Origin of the sequence: Eubacterium sp. BIOML-A2 (assembly GCF_009680135.1) — a bacterium.
GTDB lineage: Bacteria > Bacillota > Clostridia > Lachnospirales > Lachnospiraceae > Faecalicatena > Faecalicatena contortus_B.
The window spans coordinates 20168-39693 of record NZ_WKZK01000049.1; the positions used below are offsets into that span (position 1 = coordinate 20168).

General features: G+C 52.8%; 14 protein-coding genes and 1 pseudogene. 3 read left to right on the top strand and 12 right to left on the bottom strand.

The genetic code is table 11. The features are described 5' to 3' along the window. Positions 1–148: 148 nt before the first annotated feature. Together GKG43_RS16230 and GKG43_RS23410 are read right to left on the bottom strand one after the other, a co-directional pair. Positions 149–7126, bottom strand: coding sequence for an SNF2-related protein (locus tag GKG43_RS16230; RefSeq protein ID WP_347562076.1), 6978 nt, complete (start codon positions 7124–7126; stop codon positions 149–151). Next, positions 7054–7410 (bottom strand): TnpV protein, encoded by a 357-nt coding sequence (locus GKG43_RS23410; protein ID WP_242828263.1) that lies wholly within the window; start codon positions 7408–7410, stop codon positions 7054–7056. The genes GKG43_RS16230 and GKG43_RS23410 overlap by 73 nt, the downstream gene beginning before the upstream one ends. Before the next feature lie 154 nt (positions 7411–7564). On the opposite strand from GKG43_RS23410, the gene GKG43_RS23415 reads away from it, so the two are divergent. After that, the gene (locus GKG43_RS23415; protein ID WP_242955586.1) at positions 7565–7915 is read left to right on the top strand and encodes a hypothetical protein; all 351 of its coding nucleotides are present in this window, start codon (positions 7565–7567) and stop codon (positions 7913–7915) included. A gap of 350 nt (positions 7916–8265) precedes the next feature. Here GKG43_RS23415 and GKG43_RS16240 read toward each other — a convergent pair whose 3' ends face one another. The 10 genes and pseudogenes from GKG43_RS16240 to GKG43_RS16285 all read right to left on the bottom strand — a co-directional run bounded on the left by GKG43_RS16240 (position 8266) and on the right by GKG43_RS16285 (position 17807). Further along, on the bottom strand, positions 8266–8481 hold the full coding sequence (locus GKG43_RS16240; protein ID WP_002587419.1) for a transposon-transfer assisting family protein: 216 nt from the start codon (positions 8479–8481) through the stop codon (positions 8266–8268). Position 8482: 1 nt separating this feature from the next. After that, positions 8483–11404 (bottom strand): annotated as a pseudogene (locus tag GKG43_RS16245) (LPD28 domain-containing protein); the annotation flags it as partial. Continuing rightward, the gene (locus GKG43_RS16250) at positions 11392–11676 is read right to left on the bottom strand and encodes a hypothetical protein (protein ID WP_002587417.1); all 285 of its coding nucleotides are present in this window, start codon (positions 11674–11676) and stop codon (positions 11392–11394) included. The gene GKG43_RS16250 and the pseudogene GKG43_RS16245, both read right to left, overlap by 13 nt. Next, the gene (locus GKG43_RS16255; protein WP_002587416.1) at positions 11673–13781 is read right to left on the bottom strand and encodes a type IA DNA topoisomerase; all 2109 of its coding nucleotides are present in this window, start codon (positions 13779–13781) and stop codon (positions 11673–11675) included. Before GKG43_RS16255 ends, GKG43_RS16250 begins: the two co-directional genes overlap by 4 nt. Next, positions 13771–14451, bottom strand: a complete 681-nt coding sequence (locus GKG43_RS16260) for a hypothetical protein (RefSeq protein WP_002587415.1) — start codon at positions 14449–14451, stop codon at positions 13771–13773. Before GKG43_RS16260 ends, GKG43_RS16255 begins: the two co-directional genes overlap by 11 nt. Next, entirely contained in the window at positions 14448–14648 is a 201-nt protein-coding gene (locus GKG43_RS23420; RefSeq protein WP_038273697.1) for a hypothetical protein, read from the bottom strand. Before GKG43_RS23420 ends, GKG43_RS16260 begins: the two co-directional genes overlap by 4 nt. Then, positions 14645–15394 (bottom strand): DUF4366 domain-containing protein, encoded by a 750-nt coding sequence (locus tag GKG43_RS16270; RefSeq protein ID WP_002587414.1) that lies wholly within the window; start codon positions 15392–15394, stop codon positions 14645–14647. Before GKG43_RS16270 ends, GKG43_RS23420 begins: the two co-directional genes overlap by 4 nt. Beyond that, positions 15384–15641, bottom strand: a complete 258-nt coding sequence (locus GKG43_RS16275) for a DUF4315 family protein (RefSeq protein ID WP_002587413.1) — start codon at positions 15639–15641, stop codon at positions 15384–15386. The genes GKG43_RS16270 and GKG43_RS16275 overlap by 11 nt, the downstream gene beginning before the upstream one ends. Positions 15642–15670: 29 nt before the next feature. Beyond that, the gene (locus GKG43_RS16280) at positions 15671–17443 is read right to left on the bottom strand and encodes a CHAP domain-containing protein (RefSeq protein ID WP_087153692.1); all 1773 of its coding nucleotides are present in this window, start codon (positions 17441–17443) and stop codon (positions 15671–15673) included. Further along, positions 17436–17807: a DUF3851 family protein gene (locus GKG43_RS16285; protein ID WP_002587411.1), complete on the bottom strand. Its 372-nt coding sequence runs from the start codon at positions 17805–17807 to the stop codon at positions 17436–17438. The genes GKG43_RS16280 and GKG43_RS16285 overlap by 8 nt, the downstream gene beginning before the upstream one ends. A 190-nt stretch (positions 17808–17997) precedes the next feature. On the opposite strand from GKG43_RS16285, the gene GKG43_RS16290 reads away from it, so the two are divergent. Together GKG43_RS16290 and GKG43_RS16295 are read left to right on the top strand one after the other, a co-directional pair. Next, positions 17998–19242, top strand: a complete 1245-nt coding sequence (locus tag GKG43_RS16290; protein WP_129879358.1) for a tyrosine-type recombinase/integrase — start codon at positions 17998–18000, stop codon at positions 19240–19242. Beyond that, positions 19235–19477 (top strand): hypothetical protein, encoded by a 243-nt coding sequence (locus tag GKG43_RS16295; protein ID WP_129879360.1) that lies wholly within the window; start codon positions 19235–19237, stop codon positions 19475–19477. Before GKG43_RS16290 ends, GKG43_RS16295 begins: the two co-directional genes overlap by 8 nt. Positions 19478–19526 lie beyond the last annotated feature (49 nt).

Here is a 19526-nt window from a genome sequence, read left to right on the forward strand (position 1 = left end):
TGCCGCCTGTCGGAGTATCAGGGTAGGCATTTCAGGGCGTTACCCCGTCATTCTACCTATCGAATTATCAGTTCTATAAAGCGTAGTCCTGCGACTCCTTTCAATCCGCAGAATCATATTTCTTGTGCTTTACGCCTAACCTTTTCAGTTAGGAACGTGTCGCACGGCAATCCAAATCATGGAGCGCCACAAGGCGGTCCTGCACATTGGTGCCAGCGCCCATCTTTGCGGTGCTGCCCAGCAGGACGCGCACCTGTCCGGTACGGACTTTGGCAAACAGCTCTTTTTTCCTTACTTCGGTATTGGCCTCATGGATGAAAGCAATCTGGTCGGCGGGCACCCCCTGGGTAATCAATTTTTGTCGGATGTCCTCATAGACCGTAAAGGCCCGTTCCGGCTCCGATAGCGGCACAGCTTCCTCCAGCGCATGAAGGGTGGGGTTATCCAGCGCTTTGGCCGCCTTTTTGGACGGGGCTGCCTGGGGCGTGGAGATGTCGCAGAAAACCAGCTGGGTCAGCTTATCCGCCTCGCCATCCCGCCAGATTTGCAGGATATTATCTACACATTGGTTGACCTTGGTTCCGGGTTCGTCCGGGAACAGCTGGTTGATGATCCGCTGGTCCAGCCCCAGCTTGCGGCCATCCGAAGTGATCTTGAGCATATTGTCCACGGATGGGTCAACCGATCCGCTGTGTACTGCGGATGCTCGCTCCGAAAGGGCTTTTACCATCTCCTGCTGGTGTTCGGTAGGCTGGGCTACGATATTGTGGTACTCCACCTCCGGTGTAGGAAGGTTCAGCTGATCGGCAGTCTTGATGTCCGCTACCTCTTTGAATAGGTTCATCAGCTCCGGCAGGTTAAAGAACTTGGAAAACCTTGTTCGCGCCCGGTAGCCGGTGCCTTCCGGTGCCAGCTCCAGCGCCGTGACGGTTTCCCCGAAACGGCTGGCCCAGCAGTCAAAATGGGTCATGCTCAACTCTTGCAGACGGTCATACTGAAGATACCGCTGCATGGTGTAAAGCTCGGTCATACTGTTGCTGACAGGGGTTCCAGTGGCAAAGACAACGCCCCGGCTGCCGGTAATCTCATCCATGTAGCGGCACTTGGCGAACATATCCGATGATTTCTGCGCATCGGTGGTAGAAAGCCCCGCCACATTCCGCATCTTGGTGTATAAAAACAGGTTTTTGTAATTGTGTGCCTCGTCGATAAACAGTCGGTCTACACCCAGCTGCTCAAAGGTCACAACATCGTCCTTGCGTCCCTCTGCCTGAAGCTTTTCCAGTCTGGCTTCCAAGGATTTTCGGGTGCGTTCCAACTGCTTGACGGTAAAACGCTCCCCACCGCTGGCTTCCACCTCTGCGATTCCATCTGTAATCTCGTCGATTTGCTCGTAGAGGAGCCGTTCCTGGCGTTCCCGGCTGATGGGAATACGCTCAAACTGGCTGTGTCCAATGATGATAGCGTCATAATCTCCGGTGGCGATACGGGCGCAGAACTTCTTACGGTTATGGGTCTCAAAGTCTTTTTTGGTGGTCACAAGGATATTGGCGGATGGGTAAAGCCGCAAAAACTCCGATGCCCATTGCTCGGTCAGGTGGTTCGGCACGACAAAAAGGGACTTCTGGCACAGCCCCAGCCGCTTGGATTCCATAGCGGCGGCCACCATCTCGAACGTCTTTCCCGCACCCACTTCGTGCGCCAGCAGCGTATTGCCGCCGTAGAGGATATGGGCAATAGCGCCCAGCTGATGCTCCCGCAGGGTGATGGCCGGGTTCATTCCTCCAAATCTGATATGGCTGCCATCGTATTCACGGGGCCGGGTGGAGTTCATTTCTTCATTGTACTGGCGCACCAGCGTCTGCCGCCGTTCCGGGTCCTTCCAAATCCAATCCCGAAAGGCATCCCGGATCGCCTGCTGCTTCTGCGCTGCCAAGGTGGTCTCCTTGGCATTCAGCACCCGGCGCTCTCTGCCGTCTGCATCCTCCACCGTGTCATAGATACGAACATCACGGAGGTTCAGCGCATCTTCCAGCAGCCGATAGGCGTTGGCCCGGTCTGTACCATAAGTGGTATAGGCAGCTACATCGTTGTAAGAAACGGAGCTTTTGCCGGTGACTTGCCACTCAGCGGTATAGGGTGTGTAATTGACCTCAATACTGCGCTGGAGATAAAACGGGGTGTTAAAGGTCTCATACATAAACTGCTGGATGTACTCTTTGTCGATCCAGGTAGCGCCCAGGCGAACCTCAATCTCCGAAGCATCCAGATCCTTGGGCTGAGCCTTTTCCAACGCCTCCACATTGACCGCAAAGGCGGGGTCTTTTTCTGCCGCCCGCTGTGCCTGCCGCAGCTTTCGGCGCACATTGCCGGAAAGGTATTCATCGGCAGTCACATAATGAGGGCGTTCCCCCTCAGGTACAGGACCGGGCAGACGGAAAATAACGCCGCGAAGCTCAGCGGCCAGCTCGTCCCCGGTCTTGCCGGTCAGCTGTTCCATGTACGCCATATCCACATGGGCTTTTTCCGCAATAGAGACAGCCAGGGCTTCACTTGCCGTGTCCACGGAGGTCACAGCCTCATGGGGTTTGATGGTGCGCTTGGTGAACATATCCGCCTTGCGCTCCAGCTTTCCTTCCTCGTCAATGATTTCCAGCGCGCACAGCAGATAGTAGCTGGAATCATCGGCAAAGGCCAGACGGTTAGCACGGTCATTGATAAGGCCATACCTGGCAGAGAAATTATCATAAAGCTGGTTAAGCTCCGACTGTTTCTCTCGGATGGCGCTGTCTGGAATGGCAGCATCCATCTGAAGGTCAATGAGATCCTGAACACAATCCCGCAGACCGACCATGCCTTTTACACGGACTTCGGCGGTGGCATTGAGATCAGGCCGCACCATGCGGCTGTTTTCCCGGAAGTACACTTCGCCGTCCACCACAGTATAGGAGTAGTTTTTTACATCGGGGTCAGCGGGGATAGAGGTGTCGATGGCTTCGCCCTCGCCCAGCTCCGGCAGCGCAGCCTCCTGATAGGTGCCACGAATATACTTTACAGCATCGTGCAGCTGGTCGGACAGTTCCAAGCCCTCAATGGGGTTTACGGTGTAGTCTATGCCATGAGCGGTGCTTTCCGGTTCCTGTCTGCCCAGCACCATTTCAGGGTGGTCGAGGAAATAGCGATTGATGGCAAACCCATCTTCCGTCTGACCGGTCTGCGTCCATTCCGGTGTAATGTCCAGCGGACGGTCTCTCTTTTGCAAAAAGATAATGTCAGAAACCACTTCGGTTCCGGCATTGGCCTTGAACGCATTGTTGGGTAGTCGAATGGCTCCCAGCAGCTCGGCGCGCTGAGCCAGATACCGGCGCACGGTAGAATCCTTGGCATCCATCGTATAGCGGCTGGTAACAAAGGCTACCACACCACCGGGACGCACCTGATCTAAGGATTTTGCAAAGAAATAGTTGTGGATGTTGAAGCCCAGCTTGTTATAGGCTTTGTCGTTGACCTGATACTGACCGAAAGGAACATTGCCCACCGCCAGATCGTAAAAATCCCGGCGGTCCGTGGTCTCAAAGCCTGCAACTGTGATATTGGCCTTGGGGTAAAGCTGTTCTGCGATCCGTCCGGTGATGGGGTCCAGCTCCACACCATACAGCTTGCTTCCTGCCATACGCTCCGGTAGCATCCCAAAGAAATTACCCACACCGCAGGACGGTTCCAAAATGTTGCCAGTCTCAAATCCCATGCGGCCTACGGCCTCATAGATAGCCTGGATCACCGTAGGGCTGGTGTAATGGGCGTTGAGGGTGGAACCTCTGGCGGCGGCGTACTCCTCCGGGGTCAGCAATTCCTTCAGCTGGGCATATTCCTTGCTCCAGCTTTCTTTAGAGGGTTCAAAGGCATCCGGCAGACCGCCCCAGCCCACATAGCGGGAAAGCACCTGCTGCTGTTCCGGGCTGGCCTGCTGACCGGTAGCCTCCAGCTCCTTCAAAAGCTGAATGGCGTTGATGTTTGCCTGAAACTTGACTTTCGGGCCGCCCTCACCCAAATGGTCGTCGGTAATATGGAAATTCTGCGCGTTTCGGCGAACATTGGTCTTGTATTCCTCATAAGCGGCATCCTCGGCAGCGGCGGCATTGGGAAAGGTCTGCCACTCGCCGTTGACCTGAATCGAAATGGGATGTTCGTCCAAAACTTCATCCAGAGTTTTCTCCGGCTCCGGTGCAGGCGGTTCCGGTTCCTCAATGTGTAGGCGTTCCACGACCACACCATAAGGCAGATTGTTCTTATCACCCGGATAGACTGTTACCGGCTCAGTGGTATAGGTTCTATGAGAAAAGCCGTCCTGTTCCAGTTCATACAGAGCGCGCAAAACAGCGGCGGCATCCTGCCAGTTCATCCCCAAAATGGTGTTAAACTTGTCGTGGATATTGATTTCAAAACCACCGGTGGAAACAAAATAATCTGCGGTGTCTCCGTTCTGCAGCTCCATCGTTTCCGCTGTGCCAATATAAGCTCCTGCCAGATAATGGGCGATTTGAGCGTTATCCTCGCCGTCATGGAAGTGCTGGGCGATAATTGCTTTTTCTGTGGCATCCAGCAGACCATCGGTTCCGGTCATCACCTCCCGCAAATCCGGGTTAAGCGTTTGGAGTATCAGATGATTGAGATAATTCTGCGCGGCTGCTTTATCTGGGAATGCCGGCACAGTTCCATCGCCGCTTGCATAATAGTTGTGAATCGTTTGATCCCAAATAGCAAACGCATCCTCCGGGTCGGGGAATGCGTCGCTGGTTGTTGTAACAAAAAACCGTGGCTCCGGCGTTTCTTCCTCGGCAGCAATCTGCTCTACATCGGCCATCACCCGCTGGATAAACGGGTCATTGTCCAGCTTTTGAGCATCAACCACCTGACCGTCCACGATACCGCGCTCCGCCAAGGACTCCCGAATGGCAACCGGGTCTATATCATCCAGAGCATCCTGCTCGGCCTGCGTATAGAAACGGTCCTCTTTGATAAGCTGGGCGATACGGCGCTGGACTTTCGGCCACGGCAGCTCCATTTCCTCCGGGCTTCCGGTTCGGACAATAAACAGGCTCTTGCTGTCGCTGCCGCCATACTCATGGCTCAACCATGCGGCAGTATCCTTTTCCCTCGCATGATCCTTCATGTAACGGACAACCGCGTGTTTGCTCTGAATATCACCGTTCCATGCACGAATGGCATTGTCAATATCATCCTGAGAGAGTGGTCGCAGAAGCTCATGTAATTTGGGGTAGGTTTCCTCTATGACCTCCCGGTGCAGGCGCTGGCGGAACTCCGGTACATCGACAAACAGCCGGATCAGCTCCATATCACCGGAATTAAGAATGGCACGGCGCACCGCAGCGTTGCCCTCAATTACGGCATTTTCCCGGTCAGAATGACCACAGGCATTCCGATAGGCCGTATCCTCGGTAATAGCTGCAATCACAATGGGCTTGTACTGCTCATACTGCTCCCGGATGGTAGGCTTCACGGGTTCTGCTGCACCATTTCCGAAAACTCTGGTTCCGTCTGCGCCAAATTCGGCTTCGTGGGCGTTGATGGCCTGCTCTGCCTCATGGTCGATGGAGCGCAGGGAATACTCCTGATGTTCGGTGCCGCCCTCCGGGACAGCAGAGATCGTCACATCATGCTTATCCCGCAGCCGTTCCACATACTGCTCCAGCTGGTGTGCCGGAATCCCGCACATTTCTATGCGGCCTGCTCCCGGAACTGGGCGGGTGGTCAGATGCAGCTCCAACTCTGCGGCGGCTGCTTTGGCATCCTCACCGTATAGCTCAAAGAAATCGCCCACCTGATAAAGCACCAGATCATCGGGGTGGCGTTCCTTGACCGCGTTGTATTCCCAGCTGGCCTGAGCAGGCTGGTTCTCTGTTTCGATGGCGTCTGCTTCCGCCAGCGCCTTTTCTGCCTGAATTTTCTCGTACTCGGCCTGCTCCTGCGCGGTCAGATAGCGGTCTTTTTTGATAAGGTCGGTAATACGCTTGGAGACCTTCTCCCAAGTGAAATGAACATCCGGGCAATCTCTTTTCTTGTAGTGCAGTCCCTTTCCGTCATGGTCCTCTCCACTCCCGGATGCGCCGGACAGGGCATGGGAGCGCCCACCGATACCGTACTCCTGTCGGAGAAACGCCACCTTCTCCTTGTCCGTATGCGACTCCTGAAAGAATGTGAAGATACGGCCCTTGCCGCCCTCAAAGCCGCTGCCGCCGGTCATGGCGGCGTCGATCTCGTCCTCGGTGATAAAATGTTTGACCGAAGGAACCTCCGTCATATCGGTTGCAAATTCTTTTCGGGGCAAAGACAAATCCTTCAGCTTTTCCCAAATCTCTCCTGGTCTGTGGTAATGGAACCGAAGCAGGTCACGGTCCTGGTTGTACGCAGTCCAAAAGGCGGCATATTCATCGGTCAGGGTCTGCCTGAAATCAGGGCTTTTCAGTTGTTCGGTCAGCCATTTGGTTTCCTCCGGGAACCCGTTTCCTTTAATCTGTGCAAGGCTACTCAGATACCCTGCTTCCCTGGCCTCATCGCTGAAATCGTGGTAAAGATTCCAAAGCTTTGACGCCAGAAGGGATCGTTCATAGCCTGCCGCTTCGGTCAACTCCACATTGGTGGTAAACTGGCCGGATTCCAGAAGTTCCCCGATGCGCTCAGCGGCACTCTCCCAAGAGATGACTTGGGCTGATTTATCGTAACGGGCAGATTTTCCACGGGAAAGGCGGATGCCCTCCTCGGTGTACCAGGCCGTGATACTGCCGGTGTTGGTCGTTATACCATTGCCGCCATGATAGAGCGCTTGCAGAGAAGCGGCAATTTCTGAAACGGGCTTCTGCTTTTCAGATTCAGCAACAATCCTCTCTCGCTGATGGTCGGTGTTGCCGCCCAGCCGCAGTACATGGTCAATTTCCTTTTGGGCAAAAGAAAAAGCAGGGAATGTGTTTGTAACATTCTCTGCTTCATCTATCTTTTGGATTTGTTCTGCTTCGGAGAGGATCAGGTCTAAGGTCAGCTGTTGATAAGCTCCGCCAGAAGAATCTCCTCGGCCTGCGCTTTGCAGGTGTTCATCAGGCCCACCCACTTCATGGGATCGGTGGTTTTCAGCTCCTCGGTTGCCCCCGCTTCCTTCGTCAGCTGGGGCATCATCTGTTCCAGACGGGTCTGGGCTGTTTCGTCGATCTCGATGAGGTGCGGGTACAGCTTCTCGCTCATCAGCAGCTGGTTGTAAAGAATCGGGCGGTGTTCCTTCAGATACGCTTTCCGCATCCTGCCGTACTTGCCCAGGGGCTTCGATTGCTGTTCGCTCAGCTTCAGGTCGGGAATCAGATAATCCCCGTTCTTGGTGTAGGTTAAGGTGTTGTTCATCCCATTGGCTCCTTTCTTGCATGGCCTCGCGCTCTGCATTTCGGACGGTGACGCCAATCTGCCGCAGCACTTGTTGATTGATCTGACTGACCGCTGTTCCCAGCGCCCCGATAGTAGCCGGGGTATTGAAATCGAAGATTGCCATGAAATCCTCATGGTCAAAGTAGCGTTCCGGCTCCAGTCCACAGCGGGACATCAGGGCGTAGGTGATGCTGACGGTGGCGGCTGCCTTAAACTGTACTCCGATGTTGAACTCATCGTACTCCTCCAGAAAGGAACCGTCAATGATATAGAAAAAGTCCTGCTGATGCTCCGCCCAATATTCATCCGCCAGCTTACGGGCCACATCGGTGAGCTGCTGGGCGAAATCATCCCCGCCGATCCCATAGGTACGCTCCAGCATGGCCTCCACCGGAATCATGTGCTGTTCTTCCAGCTGCCACAGCCAAGGGGTGCGGGAATGTTCACGGGTTCCGGTATCGGAAATATCGAACACATAGCGTAAACGAGGTCTGTCCCCGGAATCATCCACCAGTGCAATACCCTTAGACCCGCGCCGGACATACCGGCCCATCTTATCATTCCACAGGTCGTACTCGGCACAGGCGGTGGCATCCGGGCGCTGGGCGTAGATCATCAGCTGTTCATGGAACGGGTATTTATAAAGACGGGATGCGGTGGTAAGAAAAGCCGCCCATTCCTGCCAGCTGCCGGTGAGCTGTGTTGCCACCTTATCTACCATCTGCGCATACATTTCTGCTTTTGTTGGCATGGTTTTCTGTCCTCCCTTCATTTTGAATGATAGAAATAGGGCGGCTCAGAAAGGCCGCCCCATCAGGTATTTATGTGTACTGCTTACTCGTCAAAGTCCGGATACAGCTCCAGCACAGCAAATTCATCATCGGTCATGGCACGGAGCTTAGAGAGGGTGCTGTCGGTCAATGCCAAAAGCTCGGTTTCTTCCGGCGAAAGTTCGCCGCGCATCTCGCTCAGGCTGTCAATCAGCCCGGTGCGGCTGCCGGTATTGTAAATACACATCAGATTCATTTCCTCAAAGGTGAAGTTTCCCATATCAAATCTCCCTTTCCGCGCTCTTTTGGGGCGCTTTCTTTTTGTGTTCCGTCCTGGGTTGACTTTTCAGTTGCTCCATAACGGACTTCTTCTTATCCCGTTCCTCCCGATGAGTGGCTGCCGCCAAGTCCATGAGGGAAATGGGCTGGCCGCTGCGGGCCTGCTGCTCCAACTGCGCTACCGTCGGCTCCCTGGAACCGTTGTTGATAACACCGTCAATCATGCCATAATCGTCCTCCACGGTCATTTCCGCATTTTTCATCGGATTATCCGACAGAAATCCGGGAACATCGGTAAAACCAAAACTATCGCAGTAATGACAGGATACCTTACCATCCTGCTTGATGGCAACGATGTCGCTGACACTCATAGATGGACTGTGAAAATCCACCGGCTTTTGCAGATTGAACTGCTCATACAGCCTTTCCAACTGCTCCATTGTACTGCCGGAACCGTTCAGCGGGGCGGTGTAAATAAGATCGTAGTTGCTCCGGTCTACGGATAGGCTGTGAGATTGCAGCCAATCCAGATTCATGAATCGCAAATTTTGCGGGTCCTCCCGGCTCACTTGATAGATAGCAAAGCAGTCTCCCTCATGGGATAGAAACGCCTGCTCTCGTTCCTGCTGATGCTTCTGACGATCCAGCACCTTCTCATGGAACTGCGGGCTTTGTTCCCATTCCTCACGGGACACAGCAAAGATACCGTCATGGGCATCCAGGTCGATAGTATCAAAAGCCATCTCCGGGGTTTCGCCCTCCTGTACAATGTACACGGTCAAATCTCGCTCCATCAGCTCGTAGGCCCGTTCTTTGGAGAGGGGAAAAAGGTCGCTGTCCAGGTAGCCGCATTTCTCCAGATCATCTTGGGTCAGCACCGGGTCCGGCATGGGGTATTCGTCCAATGCCTGCTCTGGTGATTCCGGTAACATAGAAACAGATGGACTCTGTACTTCGCCTAACTCATTTTTCTCAAATTGTTGCTGTTGAGCAGCTTCTACCTGTTCCATCAGCGTGTCGTAATCGTATGGTCTCACCAAATCCGTTCCCTTAATTTCCTCCATGAGAAGTTCGTAGGTCACTTGCTCTAAAGAATGGTTATCTATCTGTCCGCCATCCAATAGCGCAAAATCAGGACTGTAAATTGTATAATCATGTCCGCTCTCGCAGTGCTGAATTGCAAGGAACTCCTCTCCGTTTATATCAAATGCAACCGATTCCTGTGAAGGCTGAACCTGCAACAGTTCTGCCACATTTCCCATGACTTTTTGATCTATTCCCAGTTCTGCCAAAGGCGGTGCTGCCTGCGTAACTTCCATATCCGGCATAGCCGCTATCAAATCGGATACCGCTTTCTGTACCAGCGGGCTATTGCGGAAATGGTCAATGCCATTGATTGTTTCCACATCAATCGTCTTTCCGATTAAGATAGGGAACTGTCCATTGTAATCACTGCCATCCTGTAAATCGAACCCTATCCCTTTGATACCGTTCATTCGCTCTGCCGGAATAGCTTGATACAGCTCAACGGCTTCCATGAGAGAAAGATTCTCATGGTATTCGCCAAGGGAAGGAAACTCCATGCACTCGGCCACATAATAGGTCAGTGTTTCCTGCTGGACATTAGATGTAGACAGGGCCGGTTCTTTTCCTTCTGTTTTTTCCGATTCCGAAACACGCTCCTGCTCGGCTGTCAGGTCAATACCGCGTTCCTTGCAGATTTCCTTATAGTGGCGGTCAATATCGGAGATCAGCTCCCCGGAAGTCTTGCTGATAGTCTCCAAACTGGATCGCAGCTCCTTCAGCTCCTTGCCCTGACTCCAGCTGGCAATATAGCCAAAGCTGTTTTCGGAAGTCTCAATGCCATAATATTTGCAAACCGCATAAGAGATACTTTCAGCCTCTACTTCCTCGGTGTGCCGGTCCTTTTTACTTTCCTGCAAAAACTGCTGAATGGTCTTTTCGCCGCCGACGAAATTCAGACCAGACTCCTCCGTAAACATGATACGCCCATCTTCTGGCAGTTCTAAAGGCTTTGCGGTGATAACGGATGCAGCGTGGTTCACAACAACCCTTTCCTCTACGGCAATCGGATAGCCCGGATCATCATCTGAGCCACGCAGGTCATAACAAAACAGCCCATCAGGAAGATCTTCGCGCGCAATTCTTCCATTTGAGAACAGGGCTGGCTGGTCAAATAATTCTACCTCTTGATACTTGCTGGTATCCTTCACCACAGGCAGATTGTAGTTATGGAGCTTGCTATGGGCTGTCTCATGGACAGCTGCGGAAACCGTCTGCACCTCGCTCATGCCGGTGCGAATGGCGATCCGCTGCTGCTCAGAGGAAAAGTAGCCGTCCATATTGGCATCCATCGGCTCAAACTCAATGGGAACCGGGGCAGAGCGCCGCAGGGCTTCCATGAAAACCTCAAAGTTCTGCACATTCCCCGACAGATTGGAGGCCAGCTCCGGTAAAGGCTTTCCGTCCGTCTGGCTCAGGTCAAAAACCTTCACAGGACGGAACATCGGAATCTCAATTTCCTTTTCTTCGGTGACAATTCGCCCGTCCTTATCCAGAATAGGAGCCTTTGTGTCCGGGTCCAGCTTCTGCTCCTCGATTTTCTTTTTATAGGGTGTAGGCGCGATGATGGTAATACCATGCTCGCCCTTTTTCACATGGCGCTCAAACTGGTTTTTCCACTTGTTGAAGCCAGCGACCAGCGTAGCATCCGGCTTCTGCATATAGATGAGCATGGTGTTGTTGACCGAATAGCGGTGGAAACGGGACATCACCGACAGGTAACGTATATACTTCTCGCTCTCGAACAGCTCCTTGATACCCTGTTCGATGCCCTCGGTGATTTCCCGCAATCGCTCCCGGTTGGTTGGTTTATTATCAGGCATGGTTGTCACTCTCCTTTCTTCGCCTTGGGTTTGGGCGGTGCATATCCGGCAGCCTTTGCCCGTTCACTGGCAGCTTTGCGGCGCTCGGCGCTGTAAGGCTCCCGAACCGATACGCAGCGTTTGGGGACTACAAAGGTATGCCGGTCCTTTTTCACGATCTGATCCGGGTATTTTTCCGACAGCCGCCGCAGCTTCTCCAGCAATCTGGCATCATGGGTGTAAACCTCTGCGGTGGCCTCGGCCTGGTTGTAGAGGATAATGGTTTCCTGTTCATAGAGGGAGAGCTTCATCGTTTACCGCCTTTCTGCCTGTCAAACTCCAGCCTGAAGCTCACATACTGCCCATCGTCCTCCAGCACCACGGTGGCATCGTAGGTTTTGCCGGTCTTTTCGGAATAACAGCCGGTGAGCCGTGCGCGGCCATCTTTGAGAAGGGCTGCCACCACCACCTTGGTAGGCTGCTTTTTCTTGGCGGCCCACCACTTGTTATTTTTCCAGATTGCAAATCTGCAAGCTTCGTTCTGACAGAAGAATCCTTTTTGCATTTCTGCAACCTCACCGCCGCAGCGCGGACAGCGGCCCACTACTTCACGGGGCGGGGAGAATAGGTACTCGGTGCCTTTTATCACCTGATAGGTTCCCACTAACTCACGGAGCATAGCAGAGATCCCGGCCATGAAGTCCTCCGGGGGAAGCTCGCCGCACTCAATCTCGCCCAGCCGGTACTCCCACTCGGCGGTCAAAAGGGGCGATTGTAGCTGCTCCGGCAGCACGGTAATCAGGGATACCGCATCATGGGAAGGCATGAGCTGTACGATTTTTTTGCTCTTTTTCCGTTCCAGAAAGCCCGCAGACACCAGCTTTTCCAGAATACCGGCACGGGTAGCCGGGGTTCCCAACCCCTTACGCTCGGCATCCTCCGGCATATCCTCTTTCCCGGCAGTCTCCATAGCAGAAAGCAGGGTATCCTCGGTGAAATGCTTGGGTGGGCTGGTTTTGCCCTCCTTGACGACTGTACCGGACAGGGGCAAACTCTGGCCTTCGGTCAGCTCCGGCAGCGCCTTGCTCTCGGTTTCTTTATCCGGTTCCGGGGTATTCTTCAAATTGGCACAGTAGGCAGCATCCAGCGCCCGCCAGCCGGGATGCTTCACCGTCCTGCCTTTGGCGGAAAACTCAACACCGGCGCACTCCACGGTGACAGAAGTTTCGGCATAGGTATGGGGCTGGGCCACAGCGCACAGCAGACGCAGAGCCACCAGCTCCAGCACCGCCCTTTCGCCCACCGGCAGACCGGACAAGTCAGCATTTTGGATATTACGGGTGGGGATCACCGCATGATGGTCGGTCACTTTCTTGTCGTTGATAACCGCATCGGCATCGCAGGAAATCGCGATTCCTTTTCGGAAGGTCATAGCATTAGCAACCAGATTCACCAGCACCGGCAGACCCTCGGCCATGTCCGAAGTCAGATAGCGGCTGTCCGTGCGGGGATAGGTGCAGAGCTTCTTTTCATACAGGTTTTGTAGATAGTCCAAAGTCTGCTGAGCGGTATATCCCAACAGCCGGTTGGCATCCCGCTGGAGCGTAGTCAGGTCATAGAGGGCAGGCGGCTTTTCCGATTTGTCTTTACGCTCCACCTGTTTGACCGTGGCAACAGCACTCTGACAGGCACTTTGCAGCTGTTCAGCGGCGGCCTTGTCCTTCATACGTTCCCCGGCAACCGTGAAACCGGGTAGTTCCAACGTCACCGTATAAAACGGCACCGGCTTGAAACCGTCGATCTCTGCCTCCCGCTGGACGATAAGAGCCAGTGTCGGAGACATGACGCGCCCAATGTTGAGGGTTCGGTGGTACAGCACGGAAAAAAGGCGTGTGGCGTTAATGCCCACCAGCCAATCCGCCTTGGCGCGGCAGAGGGCCGCATCCCGCAGACCGTCATACTCTGCACCGGGGCGCAGGTTAGCAAAGCCCTCCCGGATAGCGGAATCCTCCATGGAGGAAATCCAGAGCCGCTTCATAGGCTTTTGGCAGCCTGCCAGTTCATAGACGCTGCGGAAAATCAGTTCACCCTCCCGCCCAGCGTCGCAGGCGTTCACTACCTCGGTCACATCCGGGGCATTCATTAGCTTTTTCAGCACATCAAACTGCTTCTTTTTGTCCTTGCCCACCGTCATCTGCCAGTCTACCGGCAGGATGGGCAGATCGTCATAACGCCACTTGGCGTACTTGGGGTCATAGCTGTCCGCATCGGCCAGCCCAGCCAAATGGCCCACACACCAACTGACACGCCATCCGTTTCCCTCCAGATAGCCGTCCTTACGGGCGGTGGCACCGATCACAGCGGCCAGACTATGGGCAACCGATGGTTTTTCGGCAATCACAAGTTTATGGTTCATATTCTTCGTCCTCCCATTCGGCCTGCCCATAGTTATACAGCTTTCTTTCAATACTGTTTTCCTCCGTCAACAGCAGATCATAACCGAACCGATAATCATAGCGGTACAATTTCCCCAATAGATCGTTGATGATGATACGGCAGGCCAGTATCACACGGTTTTTATCAACCTGCATCAGCTGGTATCGTTGATAGTCATTGTAATAATCCCTTCGGATATGGCGAGCTTCTTCATCCAGAAGCATATCCACAGGGTCCTTTTCATCGTCCTCTTTCGTCCCTTTGGCATGGTTCAGCAGTTCCATCACCATAGGGAAATTCTGTTCATCCATCCGGCCCTCCTCTTTCAGAAAGCCGATCAGGGCGCTAAGCAGAAGGAGAACTGCTGTCCGTTCACTCTCTACCAGGGTATCCATCGTCTTTGCTGCTCCGGGAAGGAGCTGTTCTTTCACAAAATCTGTCACATCACCGGAATACAGCAGGCGAATGGAATCTATGGACAATGGGACAGCTGCGGTGTCCTCATCGTAAAACTCAAAATCATCCTTCTGCACAGGCTTTTTCCGAAATTTACCTAACACGGTAGAAAAGATGTCTCCGCCAAAATAGATAGCAATGATGATCAGATCAAAAACAGCAATGGTTTTAATAAGGATACTCAACACATTCATTTTTCGTTTTTCCTTTCTTTGAGCCATCCGGTCAGCTGCCGGTGGCAGAAGCCTACACACGGCTGGCCATAACGGTAAGTCCCACAGCCATAACAGGGGTGGCCGGGGGATAAAGAGGGAGGACGGGAAGTGTTCCTCCCGCCCTCCGGCCTGCGTGTCATCATAGATTCAAAAGGGCTGTCGGTGAAACGGGTCAAATCTGTTCGTCCTCGTTTTCTCCATCGCTGCCCCTGTCAGCATCCGGTTCATCGGAATCCTCGGTCTCCCAGGGTTCCTCATCCTCCGGGTCCGCTTCATCCTCACCGTAGTCGTAATCGTCCAGATTGTCATTGCCTTTGGTCTTAGGCTTGTTTTTCACCAGCTTAAAGTAGGCAAAGGCTCCGCCGCCACCCAGCAGGGCAAGCACCAGGATCAAAAGCGCCGGGTTCAGGCCCGCAGGTTTCTTCTCCGGTTCTTCCGTCACCTCCGGTTCAGGAGCTTTCCCTATGCAGCCACTCAGATTGGTTGCACAGACCGGGCAGGCGGTATTGACTGCACCGGCTTCACATTTTTTCGTGCAGTTACAGGTGGCGGGCTTCTCCTCGGTGGTCTGGCCGGTTTCCATCAGCGCCATCAAGTCGGCCTCGTCAACCTGATTCAAAAAGTGGACCGCAGTTTCCTTGTCCTCATTTGCCCGGTCAATGAGGATATAGAAATAATTGCCTGCCTTAGTGGTGACGGTGATGAGCTGCTTATTGCCGCCGTAATCGTCCACCAGGGCGGCGTTGCCCTCCGGCGTAAGGGGCGGCGTATCCTCTTTCGGCTGCTCCACAATCACGTTGTCATCGTTAGTGGCATCCTGTCCCTCCGGTGTCTGTGCATAGGCGGGAACAGAAAGGCCGCCCACAATCAACAGGGCGGCGCAAAGTGCGGTCATTGTTCTGAAAATATACTTATGCTTCATGGGCGGTATCCTCCTGTTCTTCGTAATCAGCAGAAACAGCGGCTCTGCCGGGAACCATGCCGCTGGACAACATAGCGTTCAGCTGGGCAGGGGTCATCCGCATAGCGCGCACCATCTGGACGATTTCCAGATTCTCTGCTTCAGTTTTCTGTGCTTCCAAAGTTTTCAACTTCTCCTGATACTCCGCAATCTTCTCGCGGACCTTTTCGATCTCGCGGTCAATGCGGTCAATTTTGTTCATAGCCATTATCATTCACTCCTTCTCAAAAAACTCAGTTACCAGTTCATCAGGCCATAGCCTTTGATAGATTCGTAATTCAGGTCATAGCTCTTGATTTTACAGGCATCACCGGAATTTCCTTCTACCGTGTAAACCCGGCTGCCATCTGTACCAATGACGATACCCACATGGTCAGCAGAACCATCAAGGTCCCAATCGAAAAAGATAGCGTCACCGGGGGCGATGTTCTCATATCCGCGCCCGCCCCATTGCCCATGAGACTGGAACCAGGGAACTCCCTGAGACTGACAGCCTGCAAAGCGCGGCTCAGATAAGCCTGCCTGCCCATAGCACCAGGACACAAAGCAGGCGCACCATTCCACACGGCTGTCAAAGCCATACCAGCTCCAATAAGGGTAGCCGCCCACATTGCCAACCTGACTCTGCGCCAGCTCCACCAGCGCCGGATTGCCGGGGCGTGTACCGTTTACGAACTCCACACCGGTCAAATCTTCGGAATTTCCCATATCCGGGGAACCGCCGCCAAACAGCAGGGGCTTGTTGCCCATCGTCTGCCGGTACACCTGATACATTTCCATCTGCTCCGGGGTCAATAGCTCTGCGGCAACAGAGGATATAGGCTTGCTCGTGAGCGTCACATTCAGGATGTAATACTCATACGGCACCTCCACCTCGTATTCATAGGTCTCGGTGGAGGTTTCACCTGTTACCGGGTCAGTGACAGTATTCGTACCGGTCCTCGTTTCTGTCCGATAGCGTATCTCCACTTCCTCGGTGAGCGTCAACTGATATTGCTCAGAGAATACACGCTCCAGCTCTCCCTGGGCGCTCTGACGGGTGTACCCCTGCAAGACAGCAGACAGGTAGGCCGCCAGCTCATGGGGGTCATGGCCGATCATATCCAGGTCGTAGCGGTATTCGTCATAACCGGGGTGACTGCTTTCAATATTGTCGATCTCAGTCTGCAACTGAGCTTCCTTGGCCGCATAATCAGCTTCCACCGCCAGCATTTCCGGGTCATCGGAGGGATAGGTAGTGCCGGAGATCACGGAACCGATGCTCTGCGCCATCATGGAGCAGGAGGACATGGTATTGAGCAGCAGACAGAGGATCAGGAAAATTGCACCCGCAATCAGAAACCCCTTTTTATGGCGCATGACAAATGCACCTGCCTGCTGTGCTTTTTCCTTTACTGTCCGGGCGGCCTTTCCGGTGGTCTGTGCAGTTTTGGCAGTATTCCCAGCAGTCTGACCGGCGTGTTTAGCGGCTGCATACTGCTTTTTGATGGTCTGCTTCTGCTGCCAGCGGGAAAGGGGATTGCTGGCAAACTGGGGATTTTCCTGCAAAGACTTCTGATACAGGGCGCTGACATTGGCCTTTTCCAGCTGACGCTCGGCCTGGGCTGCTTTGCGGTAGGGCTTTAGCTTGTGGCTGTGATACCCCTCCCGCACCAACCGTGCGCCGGTTTCCACCGCTTCCTCAGACTTGTGGGCGCTTTCCACGCCCACGTTGTCCTGCTCACTCTCCCGGACTTCCTTATGAATTTTGCCAGCAACCATATTGGCAGGGGCATCCCGCAAGGTATGGGATAGCTTGGAAGGCGGCTTTTTCTTGTCCTCCAGTACCAGCTTCGTTGTGGTCTTTCCAGTCTCCTGGTCAATCTCCACCTGCCGGACTTTCTTTTTAGGGATTTTGGCCTGCGCCCTGTCCGCTTTGGCGGCGGCCTTGTCCGCCTTGCGGATGGGCTTTTCCAACGCCGGATTAGCCCGTTCCTCGTCCGTAAAGCGCAGGCGTGGTTCCTTAATCAAACCATTCCCCCAGCATGAGGGCGGCTGTCATGTAGTGCAGCTCCACATAGAGGGCCAGCCCCACCGGGTCGTGAAAGGGGTGCTGAATCAGGTGGGCGTAAATCTGCGCCACCACATTGGCCAGCAGCTGAACCTGACTGCCCTCAAAAATGATAACGCCCGGTGTACCCTGCATGGCGCACCAGATTTCTGTCAGACGGAGCAGCCCCGCCTCGCCATCCTCGTTCAGTCCCGCAGACTGATCCGCAGCCGTGCGGCACTCGCTGATGGCATCCGCCATCACGGTGAGCAGCTGAGCGCGCTGGCTCTCCAACGCCGCATCGAAAAACATCATTGTATCCAGTTCACAAATGTTCTGGTTCATGGTTACTCATCCTCCTTTTTCAATTCCTGGGGTTTGGTTAATTCGACAAGTAACATTATTCGATAAGTCATAAAACCTCCTTAAAAATAGTGCTTTTACAATAAACTTCTTGAATAACAATAATCCGTTTGATGCCTGCTCTATAATGAAATCGTGCCGACCCGGCAACAAATATTGAGGAGGTTATCAAATGGAGAATTGTACAAAATTTAACGACTTAGAAGCTCATTTGCGAGAGCTTTTTAAGTCAGCATCCTACAGTGAAAGTACTGTTAAGGACATGGATTTCATTCTTCGGGCGTTTACCAATTACATGAACGCTAACGGCATGGAAGAGTATTCGCCGGAGATTGGAGAAATCCTGATTCACTATTGCAGGGAAACACTGAAAGTTTGCGATTCCAGAGTTTCACGGGCAAAAGTAATCGTGGGGAAGCTAAATCGACTGTATCAGGGGCTTGATGGTGAAGAAGCCTTATGGGCTGATAAAATCGTGCCTGTTGAATTACCGGACAGTCTTTCAAGGGCTTTGGATTCATTCATTTCTCACTGTCGCCACAAAGGAAACAAAGAGACCACACTTCATTACAAGCGGTGGATTTGCAGCCGATTTCTAAAAAATTTGGAAATGCTTGGATGTCAAAGCTTGCAAAGTATAAACGGAGAACTGATTCAATCCGCATTTTTGCAGCTCGGCTATCTTCGCTATTGGGAAAGGATTGGTCCATTTCTACGCTATCTGTTTGAAAGTGGACAAATTCAAAGAGACTTTTCCAAGCTAATTGTGAATCGTAAAAAATTTTCTCCTCAACCAACCGTGTATACACAGGAAGAGGTTGCTGCTATTGAGGATTCTGTGGATTGCACTACAGCAGCCGGTGTCAGAAATTATGCGATTCTTTTATTGTTATCCCGTTATGGTATCCGTTCCCGTGATATTGCTGCATTGTCTTTTGAAAACCTTGATTTTGAGAATGACAGGATTCACTTCACCCAGCAGAAAACCGGAGATTTATGGGAAATGGAACTGTTCCCGGAAGTAAAAGCCGCATTGCAGGACTATATCCTGACTGCACGCCCGAAAATCCAAAACTGTCAAAATGTGTTCCTCACTACCATGATTCCATACAAACCACTGGATAGCTATGCGATAAATACAGCAGTTGGAATTATGGTTGCAAAATCAGATGTCAACATCGCAGAGAAAAGACATGGAAGCCGTGCATTCAGATCTTCAATTGCAAGCAACATGGTGAATGACAAAGTTTCAACAGAGGTTGTCCGTAAAGTGTTAGGTCATGGCACGAAACACGCAATCCGTCACTATGTCAGAATGGATATTGAAAATATGCGGCTGTGTCCTCTTCCTGCTCCAAAGCCAAGCGGTATTTTTTCCGAAATGCTTTCATGGAAGGAGGATGATCGCCTTGTTTAACAGTTCTCTTGCTAAGGAAATGACAGCATATATTGATTTGCGAATTTCCACTTTTTCTGTTTCCTCGGTCTACAATGACAAAAGAACATTGGTGCTTTTAGACCAATATTTAGTCCAAACAGGATTTCAAGGAAAAAATCTGACGGAAGATATCCTGTCGGATTGGTCAAAAACTCTTTCTGGAAAAAGCAAAACGGTAAAAGAAAAGGGTCAATCACTTTTTCTGTGTGCTTGATGGCTACTGGTTACGTACGCCACCCTTGACTGAACCTGTCAGAAACGCT

Excerpts from the sequence above, each read along its gene's own strand:
- GKG43_RS23410 (WP_242828263.1), bottom strand. The coding sequence starts at position 7,410 with ATGAACAACACCTTAACCTACACCAAGAACGGGGATTATCTGATTCCC.
- GKG43_RS23415 (WP_242955586.1), top strand. The coding sequence starts at position 7,565 with ATGGTCAAAGTAGCGTTCCGGCTCCAGTCCACAGCGGGACATCAGGGC.
- GKG43_RS16240 (WP_002587419.1), bottom strand. The coding sequence starts at position 8,481 with ATGGGAAACTTCACCTTTGAGGAAATGAATCTGATGTGTATTTACAAT.
- GKG43_RS16250 (WP_002587417.1), bottom strand. The coding sequence starts at position 11,676 with ATGAAGCTCTCCCTCTATGAACAGGAAACCATTATCCTCTACAACCAG.
- GKG43_RS16255 (WP_002587416.1), bottom strand. The coding sequence starts at position 13,781 with ATGAACCATAAACTTGTGATTGCCGAAAAACCATCGGTTGCCCATAGT.
- GKG43_RS16260 (WP_002587415.1), bottom strand. The coding sequence starts at position 14,451 with ATGAATGTGTTGAGTATCCTTATTAAAACCATTGCTGTTTTTGATCTG.
- GKG43_RS16270 (WP_002587414.1), bottom strand. The coding sequence starts at position 15,394 with ATGAAGCATAAGTATATTTTCAGAACAATGACCGCACTTTGCGCCGCC.
- GKG43_RS16275 (WP_002587413.1), bottom strand. The coding sequence starts at position 15,641 with ATGGCTATGAACAAAATTGACCGCATTGACCGCGAGATCGAAAAGGTC.
- GKG43_RS16285 (WP_002587411.1), bottom strand. The coding sequence starts at position 17,807 with ATGAACCAGAACATTTGTGAACTGGATACAATGATGTTTTTCGATGCG.
- GKG43_RS16290 (WP_129879358.1), top strand. The coding sequence starts at position 17,998 with ATGGAGAATTGTACAAAATTTAACGACTTAGAAGCTCATTTGCGAGAG.